We start from the raw sequence: 20920 nt of genomic DNA on the forward strand, positions 1-20920 counted from the left end.
TTATCCTCGACGGCTACGTTTAGACACATGCCGATGAACCTCAGCGCCGCCGATGCCGCCACGCCCGCCGCGTCTCCCGCCTTGCGAGGGGTGGTGGCACCGGTGCCGGTGGGCGTCTGGGTGCTGCTGCGCGGGCTGTCGCGCGAGAGCGGCCACTGGGGCGTGTTCCCGGAGCACCTGCTGAGCGAGCTGCGCTCGCTGCAACCCGCCGCACAGGTCATTTCGCTGGATCTGCCGGGCACCGGCACGCTGCGGCGACTGTCCAGCCCCACGCAGGTATCGGCCATCGTCGAGGCCTGCCGTGCCGAGCTGAAGCGTCGAGGCGTCGCCGGGCCGGTGTGCGTGGTGGGCATGTCGCTGGGCGGTGCAGTGCTGAGCGACTGGGCCAACCGCTACCCGTCGGAGATCGAGGCCGGCGTGCTCATCAACGCCAGCCTGCGGCCGTTCAGCGAGTTGTTCCGCAAGCCGCGGCCGCTGAATTACTTGGGCCTGGCGCTGCTGTCGCTGAGCCGCTTCAGTGCCCGCCTGCGCGAGGAACGCGTGCTCAGCCTGACGACGCGGTTGACGCCGGCCCAGGCCGTCATCGAACGCTGGCTGGAGCTGCAGCGCCAGCACCCGCTGGGCGTGCGCAACACGGCGCGGCAACTGCTGGCCAGCGTGCGATACCGCGCCAGCCGCACCCGGCCGGCCGCGCCCATGCTGCTGCTGTGCAGCAAGGCCGACGATCTGGTGGATTGGCGCTGCTCACAGGCCATCAGCCGGGCCTGGGGCGCGCCGCTGCGCCTGCACACCAAGGCCGGGCATGACCTGCCGCTGGACGACCCGCAATGGGTGGCCCGCGCCGTGGCGGAGTGGATGCGCGACCGCAGCATCCAGGGCGTGAGTCCGGGGGAGTGGCACTGACGTAGGCCCCTCGTCCAGTCTCGCCGCGCTGAACGCGGGCGAGCCTGGCCGGTCCCCCAAGGGGACGGCGGTGCTCGCGGCATTGAGCCGCAAGTACATCGCCTAACGGGCCGGCTTGGGGGCGGCCCGGCGCTCGGCCCTAAATCCAAATCCGGAAATGCAAAAAGCCCGCCGAAGCGGGCCTTTTGCTTGCACCAGAGCTGGATTGGTTATCAGGCGGCGAGCGCCTTGATCTTGGCGGACAGGCGGCTCTTGTGACGAGCAGCCTTGTTCTTGTGGAAGATGCCCTTGTCGGCGACAGAGTCGATGACGGCTTGGGCGGTCTTGAACAGGTCGGCGGCCTTGGGCTTGTCGCCGGCCGTCACGGCCTTTTGCACGTTCTTGATGACCGTGCGGAATTTGGAGCGCAGCGCGGTGTTCGCGGCGTTGAGCTTGACGTCCTGGCGGGCGCGCTTGCGGCCCGATGCCAGGCGAACCGTCTTCTTCTTGGCTTTGGAGCTGGTTGCCATGCTGTATCTATACCCAGTTGGTGCAAAGACAGCGAGTATAGCCTGAAATCATTGTTAAAGCCAAGTGTCAGGGCGGAGTTTCAAAAGTGGTGCCGATGGCGACACAGATAATCCGCCGCCATGAATCTGCTGCGTGCCGCGTCAACCATCTCTCTTCTGACCCTGGCCTCGCGCATCACCGGGCTCGTCCGCGAAACCATGGTCGCCGGCCTGTTCGGCGCCACGGCGATGACGGACGCCTTCCTCGTCGCCTTCCGCATCCCCAACCTGCTGCGGCGGCTGTTTGCCGAAGGCGCGTTCTCGCAGGCCTTCGTGCCGCTGCTGGCGGCCACCAAGGCCACCGACGGCGAGGCGGCCACGCATCGCCTCATCGACGCCGTCGCCACCGTGCTGCTGTGGGCGCTGGTGGTGACGTCCGTGATCGGCGTCGTCGCGGCGCCGGTGCTGGTCTGGCTGCTGGGATCGGGCCTGCCACGCGACGCCTTCGATGCGTCCGTGGCCATGACCCGTTTCATGTTCCCCTACATCGGCTGCATGTCCATGGTGGCGTTGTCGGCGGGCATCCTGAACACCTGGCGGCGCTTCGTCGTGCCGGCGGCGACGCCGGTGCTGCTGAACCTCAGCGTCATCGCCGTCGGCTGGGCGCTGGCGGGGCCGCTGCAGCGCGCCGGCTACCCGGGCATCTACGCGATGGCCTTCGGCGTCATGCTGGGCGGCGTGCTGCAGCTGCTGGTGCAGTGGCCGGCGCTGCGCGCCATCGGCGCGATGCCGCGCATGCGCCTGAGCCTGCAGGGCCTGCGCGAGTCGGGCGCCCACCCGGGCGTCGGGCGGGTGCTCAAGCAGATGGGGCCGGCGCTGCTGGGCGTGGGCGTGTCGCAGCTGTCGCTGATGATCAACACGCAGATCTCCAGCCATCTCGGCGAAGGGGCGACGTCCTGGCTGAACTATGCCGACCGGCTGATGGAGTTCCCCATCGGCCTGCTGGGCGTGGCGCTGGCCGCGGTGCTGACGCCGCAGCTGTCGGCCGCGCAGGCCGCCGGCGAGCGCGAGCGCTACAGCCGGCTGCTGGACTGGGGGCTGCGCATGGTGATGCTGCTGGCACTGCCTTGCGCGGTGGCCTTGCTGGTGTTTGCCGAGCCGCTGACGGCGGTGCTCTACCACCGCGGCAAGTTCCTGGCCTCGGACGTGATGCACACGGCGCAGTCGGTGATGGGCTGGGGCGTGGGCCTGATGGGCCTGATCGCCGTGAAGGTGCTGGCGCCGGGCTTCTACGCACGCCAGGACACCGGCACGCCGGCCAAGATCGCCATCGCCGTGCTGGTGCTGACGCAGTGCTTCAACCTGGTGTTCGTGCCGTGGATCGGCGTGGCCGGGCTGGCGCTGTCCATCGGGCTGGGGGCGCTGGTCAACGCCAGCTGGCTGCTGTGGGGGCTGAAGAAGCTGGGCAGCTACCGGCCCGAGCCGGGCTGGTTCGCGTTCGCGGCGCGCGTCGTGCTGGGTTGCGCGGCCATGGGGCTGCTGCAGTGGCAACTGGCCACGCGGGTGGACTGGATCGCGCTGGGCGCGCACGAGTTGCAGCGCGGGCTGGTCATGGCCGCCAGCCTGGCCGGCAGTGCGCTGGTGTACTTCGCCGTGTTGCTGGTGGTGGGGTTGCGGCCGCGCGCGCTGGGGCGGCCCGGTTGATGCGCTACGCCGCGCCGACACCGCTGGAGCACTTCGCCACGCTGGTGGCGCAGGACGCGGGCCTGAACCTGTTCGAGGCCGCCGTCAGCCTGGCGCAGGACGAGCATCCGCAGCTGGACGTGCAGGCCGTGCTGGCCGAGGTGGACGCGCTGGCGCGCCGCCTGCGCGAGCGTCTGGCGCCCGAGACGCCGCCCGCCGAGCGGCTGCGCCAGCTGACACGCTTCTTCCACGGCGAGCTGGGCTTCGCCGGCAACCTGAACAACTACTACGCGACCGACAACAGCTTCGTCCACCGCGTGCTGCAGACGCGCCGCGGCATCCCCATCACGCTGGCGGTGCTGCTGCTGGAGCTGGGCGAACAGGCCGGGCTGCGCATGGCGGGCGTGGCGTTCCCGGGGCATTTCCTCGTCAAGTGCCGTGTCGGCCTGGGCGAGGTGGTGCTGGACCCGTTCACCGGCGAGGCCTTGTCGCCCTCCCGGCTGGACGAGCGGCTGGCCGTCTACCGCCAGGGCAGCGGCCTGCCCGACGACATGGAGCTGCCGCTGGAGTTCTTCCTGCGCGCGGCGACGCCGCGGCAGATCCTGGCCCGCATGCTGCGCAACCTGAAGGAGGTGCACCGCGCGGCGCGCGACTGGCCTCGGCTGCTGGCGGTGCAGCAGCGCCTGGTCGTGCTGCTGCCGGGCGATGCGGCCGAGCGGCGCGACCGCGGCCTGGTGCTGGACGCGCTGGGCGCCCACGCCGTCGCGGCGGACGACCTGGCCTTCTACCTGGCCCAGTGCGGCGACGCGGCCGACGCGCCGGCGCTGCAGGCTCGCCTGGCTGAACTGCTCGAGCAGCGACCGCCGCCGCTTCAGTGACAATCCGCGCCCGCTCGCCCACCCGCTGTCGCTGAATGCAGCCAGTCCGCACGTTCGTTTGATGAGGCAGATCCCGCTCACGCTGTTCGCCCCGCCCGCGCACAGCTTCGACAATTTCCTGACCGGCGCCAATGCCGAGGCGCTGGCCTACCTGCTGGGCCTGATGCCGGCCGACCCGCCCGTGCTGCTGTGGGGGCCCACCGGCTCCGGCAAGACGCACCTGTTGCAGGCGCTGGCCGAGCGCTGGCAGGCGGCCGGCCAGCGCGTCGCCTGGTACGACGCCGACACGCCGCTGCCCTGGGAGCTGCCTGCCCACGAGAGCCTGCTGCTGCTGGACGACTGCCAGCGCTTCGACGCCGGCCAGCAGCACGGCGCGTTTGCGCTGTTCGTGCAGTCGGCCGGGCAGGGCTACACGGTCGTCGCCACGGCCGACGCGCCGGCCGTCGACCTGGCCGTGCGCGAGGACCTGCGCACCCGCCTGGGCTGGGGCCCCAGCTTCGCGCTGGAACCGCTGCGCGAGGCCGAGATGCGCGCCGTGCTGCGCCGCGAGGCCGACCGCCGCGGCCTGCTGCTGGGCGACGACGTGCTGGGCTACCTGCTGACCCGCTTCGAGCGCAACCTCAAGGGCCTGATGGCGCTGCTGGAGCGGCTGGACGAATTCGCGCTTTCAGCCAAGCGGGCGCTGACGCTGCCGTTGCTGAAGGCCATGCTGGCCGACGAGACCGACGGCAAGGCCGGCGACAAGAAAACAGACTCTGACCCCATTTTATGAATCTCACGCTGTTTGACCTGGACGGGACGCTGATCCCGGTGGATTCCGATCACTCCTTCGGCGCCTTCATGGTGGAGGTGGGCTGGGCGGATGGCGAGGCCTGGGGGCGGCGCAACGACGAATTCTTCGCCCAGTACAACGCCGGCACGCTGGACCTGCCGGCCTATGTCGACTTCGCCACGTCCGCCTGGCGGCACCGGCCGCTGGACGAGGCGCTGGCGATGCGCGAGCGCTTCATGGCCGAGATCGGCAAGCCGGCGCTGCGGCCCGAGGCGAGGGCGCTGGTGGAGCGGCACCGCGCAGCCGGTGACCTGATCGCGCTGGTCACCGCCACCAACGAGTTCGTCACCGCGCCGTTCGCCGAGGCCTTCGGCATCGAGCACCTGATCGCCGTGCAGCTGCAGCGCGACGACGCCGGCCGCTACACCGGCGCCATCCGCGGCGTGCCCAGCTTCCGCGAGGGCAAGATCGAGCGCGTGGCATCCTGGCTGCAAGGCCTGGGGGCACAATGGGGCGGTTTCGAGCGTGTGACGTTCTACAGCGACTCGACCAACGACCTCCCGCTGCTCGAACGCGTCAGCCACCCGGTGGCGACCAATCCCAGCCCCTCGCTCGCCAACATCGCCAACGCGCGCGGCTGGCCACAGCTGCAACTCTTCGCATGATCAAGAAGTTCATCGACAAGCTGCTCGGCAAGCCTGCCGCGCCCACCAAGAAGGCCAGCCCGCTGGGTCAGCGGGTGGAGATCACCGCCGACGTCCATGGCATCGACCCCGGGCTGCTCGACGAGCGCGCCGTCAAGGTCGTCAAGACGCTGACCGATGCCGGCTTCGAGGCCTACATCGTCGGCGGCGCGGTGCGCGACCTGTTGCTGGGCGTGCGCCCCAAGGACTTCGACGTCGCCACCAATGCGACGCCCGAGCAGGTCAAGGGCCTGTTCCGCCGCGCCTTCATCATCGGCCGGCGCTTCCGCATCGTGCACGTCGTCTACGGCCGCGGCCGTGAGCACGAGGTCATCGAGGTGTCGACGTTCCGCGCACTGCCGACGGAGTCGGACGCCGCCGGCGCCGTCTCGGGCAACGAGAAGACGTCCAAGAGCGAACTCGAAGGCAAGTCCCACGCCGTGGACGCCAGCGGCCGCGTGCTGCGCGACAACGTCTGGGGCCCGCAGATCGAGGATGCCGCGCGCCGCGACTACACCGTCAACGCGATGTACTACGACCCGCAGCGCCAGCTCGTCGTCGACTACCACGGCGGCCTCGCCGACGCGAAGGCCAAGCTGCTGCGCATGATCGGCGACCCCGAGACGCGCTACCGCGAAGACCCCGTGCGCATCATTCGCGCGGTACGTTTTGCGGCCAAGCTGGGCTTCACGCTGGAGCCCAAGACGCTGGCGCCGGTGAAGGCCTCGTCGGCGCTGCTGGCCAACGTGCCGGCCTCGCGGCTGTTCGACGAGATGATCAAGCTGCTGCAGACCGGCCACTCGCTGGCCAGCATCGCGCAGCTGAAGAAACTGGGCCTGGGCCGGGGCGTGTTCGCCGTGCTGGACGCCATGCTCGACGAGACCGGTGACCTGCACGGCGGCGTGCGCGGCAAGTTCGTGCGCCAGGCGTTCGAGGACACCGACCGCCGCGTGGCGGAGGGCCGCGGCGTCAGCCCCAGCTTCATGCTGGCCTGCATGCTGTGGCACGAGGTGCTGGACCGCTGGACCAAGATCCGCAACGGCGGCGAGCCGCCCGTGCCGGCGCTGGCGCAGGCCATCGACGCCGTCTTCGACGCCCGCATCGGCGACATCTCCGGCCGTGGCAAGCTGGCGGCGGACATGCGCGAGATCTGGATGATGCAGACCCGCTTCGAGCGCCGCAGCGGCTCCGGCGTGTTCAGCCTCATCGAGCAGCCGCGCTACCGCGCCGGCTTTGACTTCTTGCGCCTGCGTGCCGACGCCGGCGAGATCGACCCGGCCCTGGCCGACTGGTGGGAGGACTTCGCGCTGGGCGGCGACGACGACCGCCAGGCCCTGCTGGCCGACGTCCGCGCGTCGCAGCAGAAGCATCCCCGCGCCGTGCGCGCACCGCGCCCGGCCACCGAGGCTGAGGCGCCGGCCGACGTGCCGGCCGATGACGACGCGGCCGAGGCCGCCGATGCGCCCGCCAAGAAGCGCCGTCGCCGCCGCCGCAAGCCCGCCGGAGGCGGGGAGGGCGCCGCGCCGGCGCCTGCCGCCGAGTGAGCTTGCGGGCCTACGTCGGGCTGGGCGCCAACCTCGGCGACGACCTGGGCGCCACGCTGACGCAGGCGGCCCTGCACCTCGCCGCGCTGCCCGACACCCGGGTGGCGGCGCTGTCCAGCGTCTGGCGCAGCGCGCCGGTGGACGCCGCCGGGCCCGACTTCCTGAATGCCGTCGTGGCGCTGGACACCGAGTTGGCGCCGCTGGCGCTGCTGGACGCGCTGCAGGCCATCGAGCAGGCCCACGGCCGCGAGCGCCCCTACCGCAATGCGCCGCGCACGCTGGATCTGGACCTGCTGCTGCATGGCGACGTCGTGCTGGACACGCCGCGCCTGACGCTGCCGCACCCGCGGCTGGGCGAGCGCGCCTTCGTGCTGCGGCCTCTGCTGGAGATCGCGCCGGAGCTGGCCCAGCTTGCGCGTGGCGACGAGTGGGCCAGCCAGCGCATCGAGCGGCTGGGTCCGCTGTCGCTGTGAACGGCCCGACGCCGTGCTGAGCGAGGCCTTGCTGCGGGTGCTGCGGGGGCTGGCCGGCGACAGCTTCTTCCTGATCCTGCTGGCCGGCCTGGTGGTGTTGGCCGGGGTGTCGCCGGCCCCCATCTCGTCCTATCCGTCGCTGATCGACGGCGGCACGCTCGCCGCGCTGACGGGGCTGCTGTTGCTCACCAAGGGGCTGGAGCTCAGCGGCGTGCTGCAGCGGCTGGGCCTGCGGCTGGTGCAGGCGATGCCGAGCGAACGCGCCATCGCGCTCAGCCTGGTGCTTGCGGCCGCGGTGCTGTCCATGGTGCTGACCAACGACGTGGCGCTGTTCGTCGTGGTGCCGCTGGCGCTGGGCGTGTGTCGCCTGACGGCGCTGCCCGCCACGCGGCTCATCGTGTTCGAGGCGCTGGCCGTCAACGCCGGCTCCGCGCTGACGCCCATCGGCAATCCGCAGAACCTGTTCCTGTGGCAACTGTCCAAGGTGTCCTTCGGCGAGTTCGTGCTGCACCAGGCGCCACTGGTGGCGGGGCTGATGCTCGCGCTGGCGATGTTGACGTGGGTGGCGTTCGGCCGCCGCGAGATCCACCTGACGCCCGCGCCCGTGACAGCGCTGGACAATCGCTTGCTGGGGCTCTCAGCCATGCTGTATGCGCCGTTCCTGGTGGCGGCGGACATGGGGCACGCTCCCGGCATGGTGGCGGTGCTGCTGGTGCTGTTCTTCGTTGCGCACCGGCGCGTGGTGCTGGATCTGGACTGGGGTCTGCTGCTGGTGTTCGCACTGATGTTCATCGACCTGCGCCTGCTGGCGCAGCTGCCGGCCGTGCGGTCCGCGATGTCGACGCTGGACCTGCAGCAGCCGCTGAACCTCTACCTCGCGAGCATCGGCGCCAGCCAGCTCATCAGCAATGTGCCGGCCGCGATTGCGCTGTCGGAATACACCACCGACTGGCGCGTGCTGGCCTACGGCGTGAACGTGGGGGGCTTCGGCTTCATGGTCGGGTCGCTCGCCAACCTGATTGCGCTGCGCATGTCCGGCGACACCCGGGCGTGGCGGCTGTTCCACGCCTATGCCGTGCCGGCGCTGTTGTTCAGCGCCGTGCTCGGGGCGGTCTGCCTGCATTTTTCCGGCCGGCTTTAACCCTGCACGCCGGCGGCGGGCGTCTGCGGATGCTGTCGCGTGACAGGTGTGTGACGAAGTTGTGACGGAGCCCGGTAAACTGTGAGGCTTCCAAGAAATCCAAGGATCGCCATGTTGTTTGGCAAGCTGCTGCCCCGTGAGGGCAATTTTTTTGAGCTGTTCAATGAACACGGTGGCTTCATCCTGGAGGGCGCGCGCGCCTTCCAGAAGATGATCGAGAACTACAACGACCCCACGCTGCGCCAGCAATTCGCCGACGAGGTCGACAAGGCCGAGCATGCCGCCGACCGCGTCACCGCCGAGGTGAACCGGCTGCTGCACCGCACCTTCATCACGCCCATCGACCGCGAACAGATCCACAGCCTGATCAACGCGATGGACGACATCGTCGACCTGCTGCAGGACTCGTCCGAGACGCTGTCGCTGTACGACGTGCGTGCCGTGCCCGAGCAGGTGCTGCAACTGGCCATGCTGTCGGTGCGCTGCTGCGAGCGCGTGCAACACGCCGTGACGCTGCTGCCGCACCTGAGCCAGCCGGCCACGACCGAGGCCGCGATCAAGACCTGCGAGGAGATCGACCGCCTGGAGTCCGACGCCGACCGCGTCATGCGCTCGGCCATGTCGCGCCTGTTCCGCGAGGAGGCGGACGTGCGCGAGCTGATCAAGCTCAAGGCCATCTACGAGCAACTGGAGTCCATCTCCGACCGCTGCGAGGACGTCGCCAATCTCATCGAGGGCATCGTCCTCGAGAACTCCTGATCAGGGCTGTCCATGGCATCCGCTGAGATCGCCTTCTGGGTGGTGGCCCTGCTCGTCGTGCTGGCGCTGCTGTTCGACTTCATGAACGGCTTCCACGACGCGGCCAACTCCATCGCCACCGTCGTGTCCACGGGCGTGCTGAAGCCGCAGCAGGCGGTGCTGTTCGCTGCGTTCTTCAACGTCGTCGCCATCGCCTTCTTCCAGCTCAAGGTGGCGGCCACCATCGGCAAGGGCATCGTCGAGCCGGGCATCGTCGATCACCACGTCATCTTCGGCGCGCTGATCGGTGCCATCGCCTGGAACGCCATCACTTGGTGGTGGGGCATCCCGTCCAGCTCCTCGCACGCGCTGATCGGCGGCATCGTCGGCGCCGTCATCGCCAAGGCCGGCCCGGATGCGCTGGTCGGGGCCGGCATCTGGAAGACGGTGGCCTTCATCGTCATCTCGCCGTTGCTGGGCTATCTGCTGGGCTCGCTGATGATGGTGCTGGTGGCCTGGATCTGCCGAAACACGTCGCCGCTGCGGGTGGACCGCTGGTTCCGCCGGCTGCAACTGGTGTCCGCCGGGCTGTACAGCCTGGGCCATGGCGGCAACGACGCGCAGAAGACCATCGGCCTGATCTGGATGCTGCTGATCGCCGCCGGCATGGTGTCGGTGGGTGACCATGCGCCGCCCAGCTGGGTCATCTTCGCCTGCTACGTCGCCATCGGCCTGGGGACGATGTTCGGCGGCTGGCGCATCGTGCAGACCATGGGTCAACGCATCACCAAGCTCAAGCCGGTCGGGGGCTTCTGCGCCGAGACCGGGGGCGCGATCACGCTGTTCCTCGCGACGGCGATGGGCGTGCCGGTGTCGACGACGCACACCATCACCGGCGCCATCGTCGGCGTGGGGTCGGTGCAACGTGCCTCGGCCGTGCGCTGGGGGGTGGCCGGCAACATCGTCTGGGCATGGATCTTCACGATCCCCGCCGCGGCGCTCGTCGCCGCGATCTGCTACTGGGTCAGCTTCGCCCTGTATTGACCCGCCCCCTACCGCCTGACGGCGGCCCCCTCAAGGGGGCGCTGCCAGTGGCCCGGCAACGCCGGTTCCACGGCAGCCGCCGGAGGGCTCGAGGCGCTGCGCGCGCGAGCTTGGCTAGCGCGATTCGACCTGTGACTCGAAATAGCGCTGGGCGCTGAAGGCGATGGTCGACATCAGTGCGATGCCGCCGACGAACAGGCACAGCACGACGCCGATGACGGCGGCCCAGCCGCCCGTCGACGCGGCCTGCGCGCCGTTGAAGCGCTGGTTCCAGCGCTCGTCCGGCATCAGCCCGTAGACGATGCCGCCCAGCAGCGCCGCAACGAGGCTGGCGCCCAGCAACGGGATCAGCAGCCAGGCCAGGCGGTCGTCCTGGCCCAGTGTGTCCATGCGCTGCAGGCCCGCGAGGCCCAGCAGCGTCGGCAGCGGGAACAGCCAGGCCCAGCGGTCCTTCGGACCGTGCAGGTAGAAACGGTGCACGCCGAACACGCCCACCAGCAGCGCCAGCCAGGTGGCGACCGCCTTGTGCTTGACGGGGCGGCTCATTCGGTGGGCGTCGTGCCGTCGCCCAGGCCCAGCGGGCGCTGCATCAGTACCACGTCCAGCCAGCGGCCGAACTTCCAGCCGGCGCTCTTCAACACGCCGGTGTGCTGGAAGCCCAGTGCCGTGTGCACGCCGATGGAGCCGGCGTTGGCCGCGTCGCCGATGACGGCCAGCATCTGGCGCGCACCCGCGGCCTCGCAGCGGGCCATCAGCTCGGCCAGCAGCAGCCTGCCCACGCCCTGGCCCTGGGCGGCGGGGGCGAGGTAAATCGAGTCCTCCACGCAGAACCGGTAGGCCAGGCGCGGGCGGAAGTAGTTGGCGTAGGCGTAGCCGAGAATATTGCCGTCGCGCTCGGCCACCAGCCACGGCAAATGCCGGCCCAGCACCTCGGCGCGGCGGCGGCCCATCTCCTCGACGGCGGGCACCTCGGTCTCGAAGGTGCCGGCGCCTTCCAGCACGGCCTGGGCATAGATGGCCTGGATGGCGGGGAGGTCGGCGTCCGTGCTGGGACGCAGAATCAGCGGGGCGGCAGGCGAGGGATGTGACATATGTGTCGGAAGTGAATCCGAACGAGTTTATAATGCGCGGTTTTGGCGCTGGTCGCCGCCTTGTCAAGAAGGTGGCGGCGTATCTACAGAGGCCAGCCCCTCGCAGGGGGTTCCTGCTATCCGACTTGCTCGCCCTGAGTGTCTCCTCGTGCGTCAGTCGCCCAATTTTTAGGAAACATCATGGTTGTCATTCGTCTTGCCCGCGGCGGTTCCAAGAAGCGCCCCTTCTACAACATCGTCGTCGCCAACAGCCAGCAACGCCGTGACGGCCGCTTCATCGAGCGCGTCGGCTTCTACAACCCCATCGCCGCCGGTGCCGCTGAGAAGCTGCGCGTGGCGCAGGACCGCGTCAGCTACTGGATCGGCGTCGGCGCCCAGCTGTCGCCCACCGTGGCTCGCCTCGTGGACGACGCCAAGAAGGCGGCCGTCGCTGCCGCCTAAGCAGGCGTGGCAGGCAACAAGCCTCAGCAAGACGGCGCCTCGGCGCCGTCTTTTGCTTCTGGTGCTTCCTGGCCGGAAGATCTCGTGCCGGTCGGCCGCATCCTGGATGCCTGGGGCATCAAGGGCGGCCTGAAGGTGCAGGCCTACTCGACCGACGCCGACGCGCTGTTCAGCGCCAAGCGCTGGTACCTGAAGTCCATCGGCCCCAAGCCCGCGCAGCTGCAACTGGCCGTGCGCTCGGTGCGGGAGCAGGGCGAAGGCATCGTCGCGACCGCCGACGGCGTGGACGACCGCAACGCCGCGGAGGCGCTGCGCGGCCATGAGATCTTCATCCCCCGCAGCGACTTTCCGCGCACGCCAGACGGCGAGTACTACTGGATCGACCTGATCGGTCTGGACGTCGTCAACCGCGAGTCGCAGCCGCTGGGCCGCGTCATCGGGCTCATCGACACCGGCCCGCACGCGGTGCTGCGCATCCTGCCGCCCGGCGTGGAAGAGCCGGCCAAGCCGGACCAGGAGCGCCTGATCCCGTTCGTCGGCGCGTTCATCGACGATGTGAGCCTCGAAGCCAAGCGCATCACCGTCGACTGGGGTCTGGATTTCTGAGGCCATGCGCTTCGACATCCTGACGATCTTCCCCGAGCTGTTCGCGCCGCACCTGACGCACGGCGTCACGCGGCGCGCGTTCGAGAGCCGGCAGGTCGACGTGCGGTTGTGGTCGCTGCGCGACTTCGCCGACGACAACTACCGCCGCGTCGATGACCGCCCGTACGGCGGCGGCCCCGGCATGGTCATGCTGGTGGAGCCGCTGGAGCGGGCGCTGACCGCCGCCCGGGCCGACCGCGGCGAAGCGGCGCCGGCCGTCATCCATTTCACGCCGACCGGCCGGCGCATCGACCAGTCGCTCGTGCAGGAACTGGCCGCCGGCCCCGGCGCCATACTGCTGTGCGGCCGCTACGAGGGCATCGACCAGCGCGTGCTGGACCGCCATGTGACGCTGGAGCTGAGCCTGGGCGATTTCGTGCTGTCCGGCGGCGAGCTGCCGGCGCTGGCGCTGCTGGACGCCGTGGCGCGGCTTCAGGACGGCGTGCTGGGGGATGCCCAGTCGCACCAGCAGGACAGTTTCTCGGACGGCCTGCTGGACTGCCCACACTACAGCCGCCCCGAGGTGCTGGCCGATGGCCGCGAGGTGCCTGCGGTGCTGATGTCCGGTCACCACGCCGACATCAAGCGCTGGCGCCGCGAACGCTCGCTGGCGCTGACCGCCGCGCGACGGCCCGAGCTCATCGCCGCCGCCCGTGCGGCAGGCCGGCTCAGCAAGGCCGACGAAGCCTTTCTGGCCAAACTCTAGGCAAAACCCTCGATCCCCGCTACACTAGCGGGCTGTCCGATCCTCTGGCGGGTCGAGTGGCGCTGTTGAATGCAAAAACGGCAGCGCTGCAAACATCCCGATAAATAGCGGTCCGCCAAGATCCCAGGAGCACAGATGAACCTGATCCAAACCCTCGAGCAAGAAGAAATTGCTCGCCTGAACAAGACCATCCCGACGTTCGCCCCCGGCGACACCGTGATCGTCAGCGTCAACGTCGTTGAAGGCACCCGCAAGCGCGTGCAGGCCTACGAAGGCGTCGTGATTGCCAAGCGCAACCGCGGCCTGAACAGCAGCTTCATCGTTCGCAAGATCTCCAGCGGCGAAGGCGTGGAGCGTACGTTCCAGCTGTACAGCCCGCTGATCGCGTCGATCGAAGTTAAGCGTCGCGGCGACGTCCGTCGCGCCAAGCTGTACTACCTCCGCCAGCGTTCGGGCAAGTCGGCGCGTATCAAGGAAAAGCTGGCTTAATCAGCCGGTTCCTTACCGCCAAAGCCGCCTGGAGCTACGCTCTCGGCGGCTTTTGTTTTTTGCGTTCATGACGACGACTCGACCCGCCATCACCCAGCCGCAGCTCGTGCCGGTCACGAGCATTGACAGCCATCTGCCCGCCGTCCCGGTGGCGGGGCTGACGCCCGACGCGATCCGGGCGCGCCTGGCCTCGCTCGCCGGCTGGGCGCCCGAGTTCGCCGGCGACGGCGGCCTGTTCGCCGGCCGCGAGCCGGCCGGGGCCGCCGTGCTGGTGCCGCTGGTGCAGCACGACGACGGCCTCACGCTGCTGCTGACGCGCCGCGCCGACCACCTGCGTGACCACGCCGGCCAGATCAGCTTCCCCGGCGGCCGCGTCGAGCCCGAGGACGACGGCCCCGTCGCCACCGCGCTGCGCGAGACCGAGGAGGAGATCGGCCTGCCGCGCGAGCGCATCCGCGTCATCGGCCAGTTGCCGGTCTATTCCACGGTGACGGCCTTCCAGGTCACGCCCGTCGTGGCGCTGGTCGAGCCCGGATTCACGCTGGCGCTGGACGACTTCGAGGTGGCCGAAGCCTTCGAGGTGCCGCTGGCCTTCCTGATGAACCCGGCACACCATCGCCATCACCGCTTCGAGTTCGGCGGCACGGAGCGGCGCTTCCTGTCCATGCCGTGGCAGGGCCCCGAACGCGAGTACTTCATCTGGGGCGCAACGGCCGCAATGTTGCGCAACCTCTACCGACTCCTCAGCGCGGGCTGAGCGCGCCACTATCATCCCGGCCCATGAATTTCTTCGCGGTGCTGTTGGCCCTGTTGTGTGAGCAGCTCAAGCCCCTGAGACACGGCAACCGTGTGCACCAGTCCGTCATCGGCTGGGTGCGCTGGACGGGCCGCAATTTCGACGCCGGTGACGAGCACCATGCCGTCATCGTCTGGACCATCACCGTGCTCGTGCCGGGCCTGCTGCTGACGCTGGCCTACTGGGGTCTGCGCCACTTCAGCCTGCTGCTGGCGCTGGCGCTGAACGTGCTGGTGCTCTACCTGACGCTGGGCTTCCGGCAGTTCAGCCACTACTTCACCGACATCCGCGACGCGCTGGAGCGCGGCGACGACCTGACCGCCCGCCAGCTGCTGGCCGACTGGCGCCACCTGGACGCCAGCGAGCTGCCGCGCACCGAGCTGATCCGCCACGTCATCGAGCATTCGCTGCTGGCCGCGCACCGGCATGTGTTCGGCGTGTTCTTCTGGTTCATCGTGTTCTCGACGCTGGGCCTGGGCCCGGCCGGCGCCATCATCTACCGCATGGCTGAGTTCGCCAGCCGCTACTGGGCCTTCAAGAGCCGCACGCTGGACGCGCCCACCAACCCGCGCCTGCTGGCCCTGTCACGCCAGGCCTTCATGGTCATCGACCACGTGCCGGCGCGTCTGACGGCGGCGGGCTTTGCCATCGTCGGCAACTTCGAGGAAGCCGTGAACGCGTGGCGTCGCGACGCCGCGCTGTGGCTGCATCCCAACGAGGGCATCATCCTCGCCTCCGCCGCCGGCGCCGTGGGCCTGCAACTGGGCGGCGCGGCGGCACCGGGCATCACGCCGGACCGCAGCCGCACGTTCGAGTCCGGCTCGGAGCCCGATGCCACCGGCGCGGCCGGCTCCACGGCCGGCGCGCTGCCGCAGCTGGGCCATCTGCAGAGCGTCGTGGGCCTGGTGTGGCGTTCGGTGGTGCTGTGGATGCTGCTGCTGGCATTGCTTACCCTGGCCAATCTCGTCGGCTGAAGAATGGTGCCCCTCGCCCAGTCTCGCCCCGCTGGACGCGGGCGAGCCCGGTCGGTCCCCCTGGGGGACGGCGATGCTTGCGGCATTGAGCCGCAAGCACATCGCCCGAGCGGGCCGGCTTGGGAGCGGCCCGGCGCTCGGCCCGCAAATCATGTTTTGGTGCTGTAAATGAACTTTCCTGACCTGCCGGCACTCGCCGAGCCCGGCCTCGCGGCGCGTGTGCAGCATGCCCTCGATCACAAGACCAAGCCGCTGGGCGCGCTGGGCCGCATCGAGGCGCTGGCACTGCAGCTGGCGCTGATCCAGGGCGTGGAGCGACCTGCGCTGCGCGAGCCGCAGCTCGTCGTCTACGCGGCGGACCACGGCCTGTCGCGGCGCGGCGTGTCGGCCTATCCGCGCGAGGTGACGCCGCAGATGGTGGCCAACATGCTGGCCGGCGGCGCGGCCGTGTCGGTGCTGGCGCGCCAGCAGGAGCTGGCGTTGACGATCGCGGATTGCGGTGTGGACGCGCCGCTGGCCGAGGGCGCGGTGGATCTGCGCATCGCCGCCGGCACGGCCGATGCGAGCGTCGGCCCGGCGATGTCCATTGCGCAGGCCGAACGCGCGCTGCGCCACGGCATGGCCCTCGTCGAGCGCCTGCCGGGCAACGCGCTGCTGCTGGGCGAGATGGGCATCGGCAACACGTCCTCGGCCAGCCTGCTGATGCAGCGGCTGACCGGCCTGCCGCTGGCCGACTGCGTCGGCCGCGGCACGGGCGTGGACGACGCCGGCCTCGCGCGCAAGCTGGCCGTGCTGCAGGAAGCACTGGCCGCCAATGCGGCCGCGCAGGCGCCGCTGGAGATCGGCGCCGCGCTGGGCGGGTTCGAGATCGTCACGATGGCCGGCAGCGTCATCGCCGCCGCGGCGCAGCGCCGCGTGGTGCTGGTGGACGGCTTCATCACGACCGCCGCCGTCGCGCTGGCCGAGGCGCTGCGCCCCGGCGTGCTGGCGGCCTGCGTGTTCGCGCATCGCTCTGCCGAGGGGCCGCACGCGCGCTGGCTGCAGCAGCTGGGTGCGCATGCGCTGCTGGACCTGGACCTGCGCCTGGGCGAGGGCAGCGGCGCCGCACTGGCCTGGCCGCTGCTGACGGCCGCCTGCGCGCTGCTGGCCGACATGGCCAGCTTCGACAGCGCCGGCGTCAGCAACCGCGAGTAAGCGGTGCGGCTCCTTCTCGTCGCGCTGCAGTTCCTGACCCGGCTGCCGGTGCGGCTGAGCCGCTTCGAGCCGGGCTGGCTGAACGACTGCGTGCGGCACTTTCCGCTGGTTGGCGTGCTGGTTGGTGCGGTCGGGGCGGCCGTGCTGGCGGGGGCGTCGCAGCTGTGGCCCGCGTGGGTAGCGGCCGTGCTGGCGCTGGCGGCGACGGTTGCGCTGACGGGCGGCTTCCACGAGGACGGCCTGGCCGACACCTTCGATGCGCTGGGCGGCGTGGTGCCGCGCGACAAGGCACTCACGATCATGAAGGACTCGCGCATCGGCAGCTACGGCGCGCTGGCGCTGGGCCTGAGCCTGCTGCTGCGCGCCGCGCTGCTGGCGGTGCTGGCGACGCGGCCGCTGCTGGGCGCCGTGGCCGCGCTGCTGGCCAGCCATGCGCTGGCGCGGGCGGCGGCGGTGGGCGTCATGGTCAGCCTGCCCTACGGCGGCGATGCGGAGCACGCCAAGGCCAAGCCGCTGGCGCTGGCGGTCGCGCCGCGCAACTTCGTCATCGCGCTGGCCTGGTGCGGGCTGCTGCTGGCCGGGCTGGCGGCGGCCGGCGTGTGGCCGCCGCGGCTGCTGCTGGCCCTGGCTGCGGCGGCCAGCGTGGCCTGGCTGATGCGCCAATGGCTGCAGCGCCGCCTGGGCGGCTACACGGGCGACGGGCTGGGTGCCACCGAGCAGCTGGCCGAGATCGCCGTGCTGCTGGCTTTCACGGCCTCGTTCTGATGTTCACGATCTGGCGCCACCCCAAGCCGCGTGGCGCCGAGGGGCGCTGCATCGGCGGGCGCACGGACCTGCCCGTGGACCCGCGCAAGGCCAAGCGCCTGGCCCATCGCCTCCGCGCCCACGCACGGCGGCATGCGCTGCCGCGCGAGGTCGTCACGTCGCCGTTGGCGCGCGCAGCCGACGTGGGGCGCTGGTTGAAACGCTGGGGCTTTGCCTGGCGCGTCGACCCCGCGCTGGCCGAGATGGACTTCGGCCGCTGGGACGGGCAGCCGTGGAGCGCCATCCCGGCGCACGAGTTCGACCGCTGGATGGCCGACTTCTGCGGCTTCGATTTCGACGGCGGCGAGTCGCTGACCGCGCTGCTGGCCCGCGCCGCGGCCTGGCAGCCGCCGTGCGCGCTGGCCGTGGGCCATGGCGGCTGGATCACCGCCAGGCACTGGCCCGGCGGGGCGGCGCCGACACCGTCGAGCTGGCCGGCACCGCCCGGCTACGGCCGGCCTACTGCTTCAGCACCGTCTGCTGCATGAACAGCACCGTCGCGTAGAACTGGAAGTCCTGGTTCTCCTTCTTCTGGAAACCATGGCCCTCGTTCTCCGCGCGCAGGTACCAGACCGGCGTGCCACCCTCGCGCACCTTGGTGACGATCTGCTCGGCCTCGGTGTAGGGCACGCGCGGGTCGTTCTTGCCCTGGATGACGAACAGCGGCTTCTTGATCCTGGCCACGTTGGTCAGTGGCGAGATCTTCTCCAGGTGGGCCCGCATCGCCGGGTCGCGCTCGTCGCCGTACTCGACGCGGCGCAGGTCGCGGCGGTAGCTCTCGGTGTTGTTCAGGAAGGTCACGAAGTGCGAGATGCCCACCACGTCGATGGCGCCGGCAATGCGGTCGGCGTAGTGCGTCGACACGGCCAGCGACATGTAGCCGCCGTAGCTGCCGCCGGTCACCAGCACGCGCGAGGCGTCCAGGTCCGGCTGCGTGGCGATCCAGTCCAGCAGCGCGCCGATGTCCTTCACGGAGTCCTCGCGCTTGAAACCGTTGTCCATCGCCAGGAAGCTCTTGCCGTAGCCGCTGGAGCCGCGCACGTTGGGCTGGATCAGCGCGATGCCCAGCTCCTGCGTGAAGTAGGCGTTGCGTCCCAGGAAGCCCATCTGCGCCTGCGACTCGGGGCCGCCGTGGATGGCGATCAGCACCGGGCGCTTGCCGGTGAACTTCTTAGGCGGCGGCGTCAGCAGGCCCGAGATCGTCGTGCCGTCGAAGCTCTTCCAGCGCACGATCTTCTGCTCCGTGAACTGCGCGGTGTCGATGCCGGCCGGCGCGTAGGCGCGGGTCCATTGCTGCACGCGGCCGTCGGCGTCCAGCGAATAGACCTGGCCCGGCCCCTGCGCGTTGCTGACCGAGAAGGCCAGGTCGCCACGGCCGCGGTGGTAGGACGCGGCACCGACGTTGCCGGCCGGCAGCGCGGCGGGCGCGGTGGTCTCCTGGCCGGTGGCGGCGTCGAAGAAGTGCAGCTCGTCACGGCCGTCCACGTTGAACTGCGCCGCCAGCTTGCGGCGGTCGTCGGTGAACGTGACGCCGCTGACATCCCAAGGGATGTGGCGGCTGACACGGTCGACGCGACCGCTGGCGGTGTCCAGCTTCATCAGCTCGCGGAACTCGCCGGCGCGGTCGCTGGCAATCCACAGCGCCGCCGCATCCGCCGACCAGCCGACCGGCGAGTAGGTGGCCTTGGCTTCCTGGCTGCCGGCGGCCGGCATGAGCTGCTTCACCGCACCGGTGGCAATGTCCAGTGACCAGACCTGCGACTCGTTCGCCGACAGGTAGCGCGACAGCAGCACCGTGCGCTCATCCGGCGACGGGCGGCTGGCCGACCAGCCGCCGCCGTCCAGCTCGGCCAGCTTGCGGCGGCCTTCGGGCTTCTCTGGGTCCATCAGCCATAGCGTGGTGGTGACCTTCGCGCGCGTGCCGCCTTGGGCCGTGCGGTCGATGGGCACGGACGAGTGGATCAGCTGGCCGCTCTTGCGCAGCCAGGTGTTCATCGCGTGGCGCTCGTCCGGGTTGGTCAGCAGCTGCGGCTGGGCGCCGGGCTGTGTCAACGACAGGCGGTACAGCTGCCCCACCTCGTTGCCGCCGCTCGCCCGCTCGAAGACGATGTACTGGCCCGTGCGCGGCTCGTAGCTGGCCTGCGTGACCGGCTCGGCGCTGTCGGTCAGCTGCTGCGGCTCAGCCATCGGCGCCGTCAGGCGGAACAGCTGCGCCGTGTTGGCGCCGGCCTTGCGGTGGGCCACCAGCATCTCGCGCTGCTGCGGATGCCAGTCGACGAACGCGTGGCCGCGGAAGTCGTTGTAGCGGCCGATGGCGTCGGCCAGGCTCTGCGGCACGGGCGGGATGCCCTGCGCGACGAGATTGGCGTTGGGTGCGACGACGGCGGTGGGCGCGGGCGTCGGGGTGGACGCGCAGGCGGCGAGCAGGGCGGTGGCCAGCGCGCACAGGGAAAGACGAACAGGAGTCATGGGAGCCTTGAAAAGGAAATGGGCGCTCAGGGCGCCCATTTTCGGGGAGGTCGGGTTAGCGACTAACCCGACGTGTCGTTGGTCATGCCGTCTGCTGGATGCCGGCGATCAGCCAGCCTTCGCCCGACTTGACCAGGTGCCAGACCTCGTCGAAGTCCGTTGCGGCCTGCTCGCTGTCTTCGCGCACCAGGCCCCAGAAGCGCACCGAGACGACCTGCTCGCCGTTCTCGGTGGCGACGTCGACGACGCTGGCGTCCAGCTGCAGCACCTCGGTGCGCTGCGTCTTGCCGCTGCGTTCCAGCAGCTCGTGCTGGATGGCGGCGTACATCTGCGGCGTCGTGAAGCGGCGCAGGTCGGCCTGGTCACCGGCGTCGTTGGCGGCCTGCAGGCGGATGAACACCTGCTTGGCGATCTTCTCGAAGCCGGCGGCGTCGAAGTCGGCCGGCAGGGCCGAGGCCACCGTGGCAGCCGGGGCGGCGCTGCCTTGCGGCTGCCAGGCGGCGGGCGTCTGCGGCTCGGGCTGCATGCGGAAGTTGGCGCCATGCGCGCCGGCACCGGCCAGCTGCGCCTTGGGCTTGGCGAAGCGGCGCACCAGGAAGCCGATGACCACCGCAGCCAGCACGCCGACCAGCAGCATCGTCATGAAGTTGGCCAGCTCGGCGCCGAAGCCGAAGTGGCTGGCCAGCGCGGCCAGGCCCAGGCCGGCGGCGAGGCCGGCGATGGGGCCCATCCACGAGCGCTTGGGTGCTGCGGCGGGCGCTGCCGGCGTGGCCGCAGCCTGTTTGGCGGGGGCGGCCTGCTGCGGCGCGGCGGGCTGCTGGGCCGGCGGCGTGTTGGGGGCCGTCTGCGCGGGCACGCTGCGCTTCATGCCGCCGCCGCTGAGGCGTTTGGCCTCGGCGTCCTGCACGGGCAGGGCGACGGCCATCAAGGTGGCCAGGGTCACAGCAAGGATGCGGTTCACGTC

Annotated in this window: 24 protein-coding genes; 19 read left to right on the forward strand and 5 right to left on the reverse strand. The window is 70.4% G+C overall.

Going from position 1 to position 20920, the window contains the following annotated elements:
• The first annotated feature begins 33 nt into the window (after positions 1-33).
• Positions 34-903 carry an alpha/beta fold hydrolase gene (locus tag AC1Q7O_RS22250; RefSeq protein WP_492658808.1) on the forward strand — a complete coding sequence of 290 codons (870 nt, stop codon included), beginning with the start codon at positions 34-36 and terminating at the stop codon, positions 901-903.
• 212 nt (positions 904-1115) lie between these two features.
• Here AC1Q7O_RS22250 and rpsT read toward each other — a convergent pair whose 3' ends face one another.
• Entirely contained in the window at positions 1116-1412 is a 297-nt protein-coding gene (gene rpsT / locus AC1Q7O_RS22255; protein WP_119046154.1) for a 30S ribosomal protein S20, read from the reverse strand.
• Positions 1413-1532: 120 nt separating this feature from the next.
• Between rpsT and murJ the strand changes: the two genes are divergently transcribed.
• From murJ to AC1Q7O_RS22300, 9 genes are all read left to right on the forward strand, one after another.
• Positions 1533-3095 carry a murein biosynthesis integral membrane protein MurJ gene (murJ, locus tag AC1Q7O_RS22260; RefSeq protein WP_492658809.1) on the forward strand — a complete coding sequence of 521 codons (1563 nt, stop codon included), beginning with the start codon at positions 1533-1535 and terminating at the stop codon, positions 3093-3095.
• Positions 3095-3952: a SirB1 family protein gene (locus tag AC1Q7O_RS22265; protein WP_492658810.1), complete on the forward strand. Its 858-nt coding sequence runs from the start codon at positions 3095-3097 to the stop codon at positions 3950-3952. Before murJ ends, AC1Q7O_RS22265 begins: the two co-directional genes overlap by 1 nt.
• Positions 3953-4013: 61 nt before the next feature.
• Positions 4014-4724: an HdaA/DnaA family protein gene (locus tag AC1Q7O_RS22270; protein WP_492658811.1), complete on the forward strand. Its 711-nt coding sequence runs from the start codon at positions 4014-4016 to the stop codon at positions 4722-4724.
• The gene (locus tag AC1Q7O_RS22275; RefSeq protein WP_492658812.1) at positions 4721-5389 is read left to right on the forward strand and encodes an HAD family hydrolase; all 669 of its coding nucleotides are present in this window, start codon (positions 4721-4723) and stop codon (positions 5387-5389) included. The genes AC1Q7O_RS22270 and AC1Q7O_RS22275 overlap by 4 nt, the downstream gene beginning before the upstream one ends.
• Positions 5386-6951, forward strand: coding sequence for a polynucleotide adenylyltransferase PcnB (gene pcnB, locus AC1Q7O_RS22280; protein WP_492658813.1), 1566 nt, complete (start codon positions 5386-5388; stop codon positions 6949-6951). The genes AC1Q7O_RS22275 and pcnB overlap by 4 nt, the downstream gene beginning before the upstream one ends.
• Positions 6948-7424 (forward strand): 2-amino-4-hydroxy-6-hydroxymethyldihydropteridine diphosphokinase, encoded by a 477-nt coding sequence (gene folK / locus AC1Q7O_RS22285; protein ID WP_492658814.1) that lies wholly within the window; start codon positions 6948-6950, stop codon positions 7422-7424. Before pcnB ends, folK begins: the two co-directional genes overlap by 4 nt.
• Before the next feature lie 13 nt (positions 7425-7437).
• Positions 7438-8565, forward strand: coding sequence for an SLC13 family permease (locus AC1Q7O_RS22290; protein ID WP_492658815.1), 1128 nt, complete (start codon positions 7438-7440; stop codon positions 8563-8565).
• A gap of 111 nt (positions 8566-8676) precedes the next feature.
• Positions 8677-9324, forward strand: a complete 648-nt coding sequence (locus AC1Q7O_RS22295; RefSeq protein ID WP_492658816.1) for a DUF47 domain-containing protein — start codon at positions 8677-8679, stop codon at positions 9322-9324.
• Positions 9325-9336: 12 nt separating this feature from the next.
• The gene (locus tag AC1Q7O_RS22300) at positions 9337-10347 is read left to right on the forward strand and encodes an inorganic phosphate transporter (protein ID WP_492658817.1); all 1011 of its coding nucleotides are present in this window, start codon (positions 9337-9339) and stop codon (positions 10345-10347) included.
• Between the two features lie 114 nt (positions 10348-10461).
• Here AC1Q7O_RS22300 and AC1Q7O_RS22305 read toward each other — a convergent pair whose 3' ends face one another.
• Positions 10462-10893 (reverse strand): NINE protein, encoded by a 432-nt coding sequence (locus tag AC1Q7O_RS22305; protein ID WP_492658818.1) that lies wholly within the window; start codon positions 10891-10893, stop codon positions 10462-10464.
• Positions 10890-11438 carry a GNAT family N-acetyltransferase gene (locus AC1Q7O_RS22310; RefSeq protein WP_492658819.1) on the reverse strand — a complete coding sequence of 183 codons (549 nt, stop codon included), beginning with the start codon at positions 11436-11438 and terminating at the stop codon, positions 10890-10892. Before AC1Q7O_RS22310 ends, AC1Q7O_RS22305 begins: the two co-directional genes overlap by 4 nt.
• 180 nt (positions 11439-11618) lie before the next feature.
• Here AC1Q7O_RS22310 and rpsP point away from each other — a divergent pair, with 180 nt between their 5' ends.
• The 9 genes from rpsP to AC1Q7O_RS22355 all read left to right on the forward strand — a co-directional run bounded on the left by rpsP (position 11619) and on the right by AC1Q7O_RS22355 (position 17975).
• Entirely contained in the window at positions 11619-11879 is a 261-nt protein-coding gene (gene rpsP, locus AC1Q7O_RS22315) for a 30S ribosomal protein S16 (RefSeq protein WP_394406571.1), read from the forward strand.
• A gap of 84 nt (positions 11880-11963) precedes the next feature.
• Positions 11964-12485: a ribosome maturation factor RimM gene (gene rimM, locus AC1Q7O_RS22320; protein WP_492658820.1), complete on the forward strand. Its 522-nt coding sequence runs from the start codon at positions 11964-11966 to the stop codon at positions 12483-12485.
• Between the two features lie 4 nt (positions 12486-12489).
• On the forward strand, positions 12490-13230 hold the full coding sequence (gene trmD / locus AC1Q7O_RS22325; RefSeq protein ID WP_492658821.1) for a tRNA (guanosine(37)-N1)-methyltransferase TrmD: 741 nt from the start codon (positions 12490-12492) through the stop codon (positions 13228-13230).
• Between the two features lie 135 nt (positions 13231-13365).
• Positions 13366-13719: a 50S ribosomal protein L19 gene (rplS, locus tag AC1Q7O_RS22330; protein ID WP_394509863.1), complete on the forward strand. Its 354-nt coding sequence runs from the start codon at positions 13366-13368 to the stop codon at positions 13717-13719.
• Between the two features lie 67 nt (positions 13720-13786).
• Positions 13787-14476: a CoA pyrophosphatase gene (locus tag AC1Q7O_RS22335; RefSeq protein ID WP_492658822.1), complete on the forward strand. Its 690-nt coding sequence runs from the start codon at positions 13787-13789 to the stop codon at positions 14474-14476.
• A 23-nt stretch (positions 14477-14499) separates the two neighbouring features.
• Complete coding sequence (locus AC1Q7O_RS22340; RefSeq protein ID WP_492658823.1) at positions 14500-15489, forward strand: CobD/CbiB family protein; 990 nt, start codon at positions 14500-14502, stop codon at positions 15487-15489.
• A 168-nt stretch (positions 15490-15657) separates the two neighbouring features.
• Positions 15658-16683 carry a nicotinate-nucleotide--dimethylbenzimidazole phosphoribosyltransferase gene (cobT, locus tag AC1Q7O_RS22345; protein WP_492658824.1) on the forward strand — a complete coding sequence of 342 codons (1026 nt, stop codon included), beginning with the start codon at positions 15658-15660 and terminating at the stop codon, positions 16681-16683.
• 3 nt (positions 16684-16686) lie between these two features.
• A complete protein-coding gene (cobS, locus tag AC1Q7O_RS22350) occupies positions 16687-17448 on the forward strand; it encodes an adenosylcobinamide-GDP ribazoletransferase (protein ID WP_492658825.1) in 762 nt (253 codons plus the stop codon).
• Positions 17448-17975, forward strand: a complete 528-nt coding sequence (locus AC1Q7O_RS22355; RefSeq protein WP_492658826.1) for a histidine phosphatase family protein — start codon at positions 17448-17450, stop codon at positions 17973-17975. The genes cobS and AC1Q7O_RS22355 overlap by 1 nt, the downstream gene beginning before the upstream one ends.
• Here AC1Q7O_RS22355 and AC1Q7O_RS22360 read toward each other — a convergent pair.
• Entirely contained in the window at positions 17947-19956 is a 2010-nt protein-coding gene (locus AC1Q7O_RS22360) for a S9 family peptidase (RefSeq protein WP_492658827.1), read from the reverse strand. The two genes, AC1Q7O_RS22355 and AC1Q7O_RS22360, sit on opposite strands and share 29 nt — an antisense overlap.
• 82 nt (positions 19957-20038) lie before the next feature.
• Positions 20039-20917: a Tim44 domain-containing protein gene (locus AC1Q7O_RS22365; RefSeq protein ID WP_492658828.1), complete on the reverse strand. Its 879-nt coding sequence runs from the start codon at positions 20915-20917 to the stop codon at positions 20039-20041.
• Positions 20918-20920 lie beyond the last annotated feature (3 nt).

This window comes from Roseateles sp. GW823-FHT07B05, from assembly GCF_058794515.1.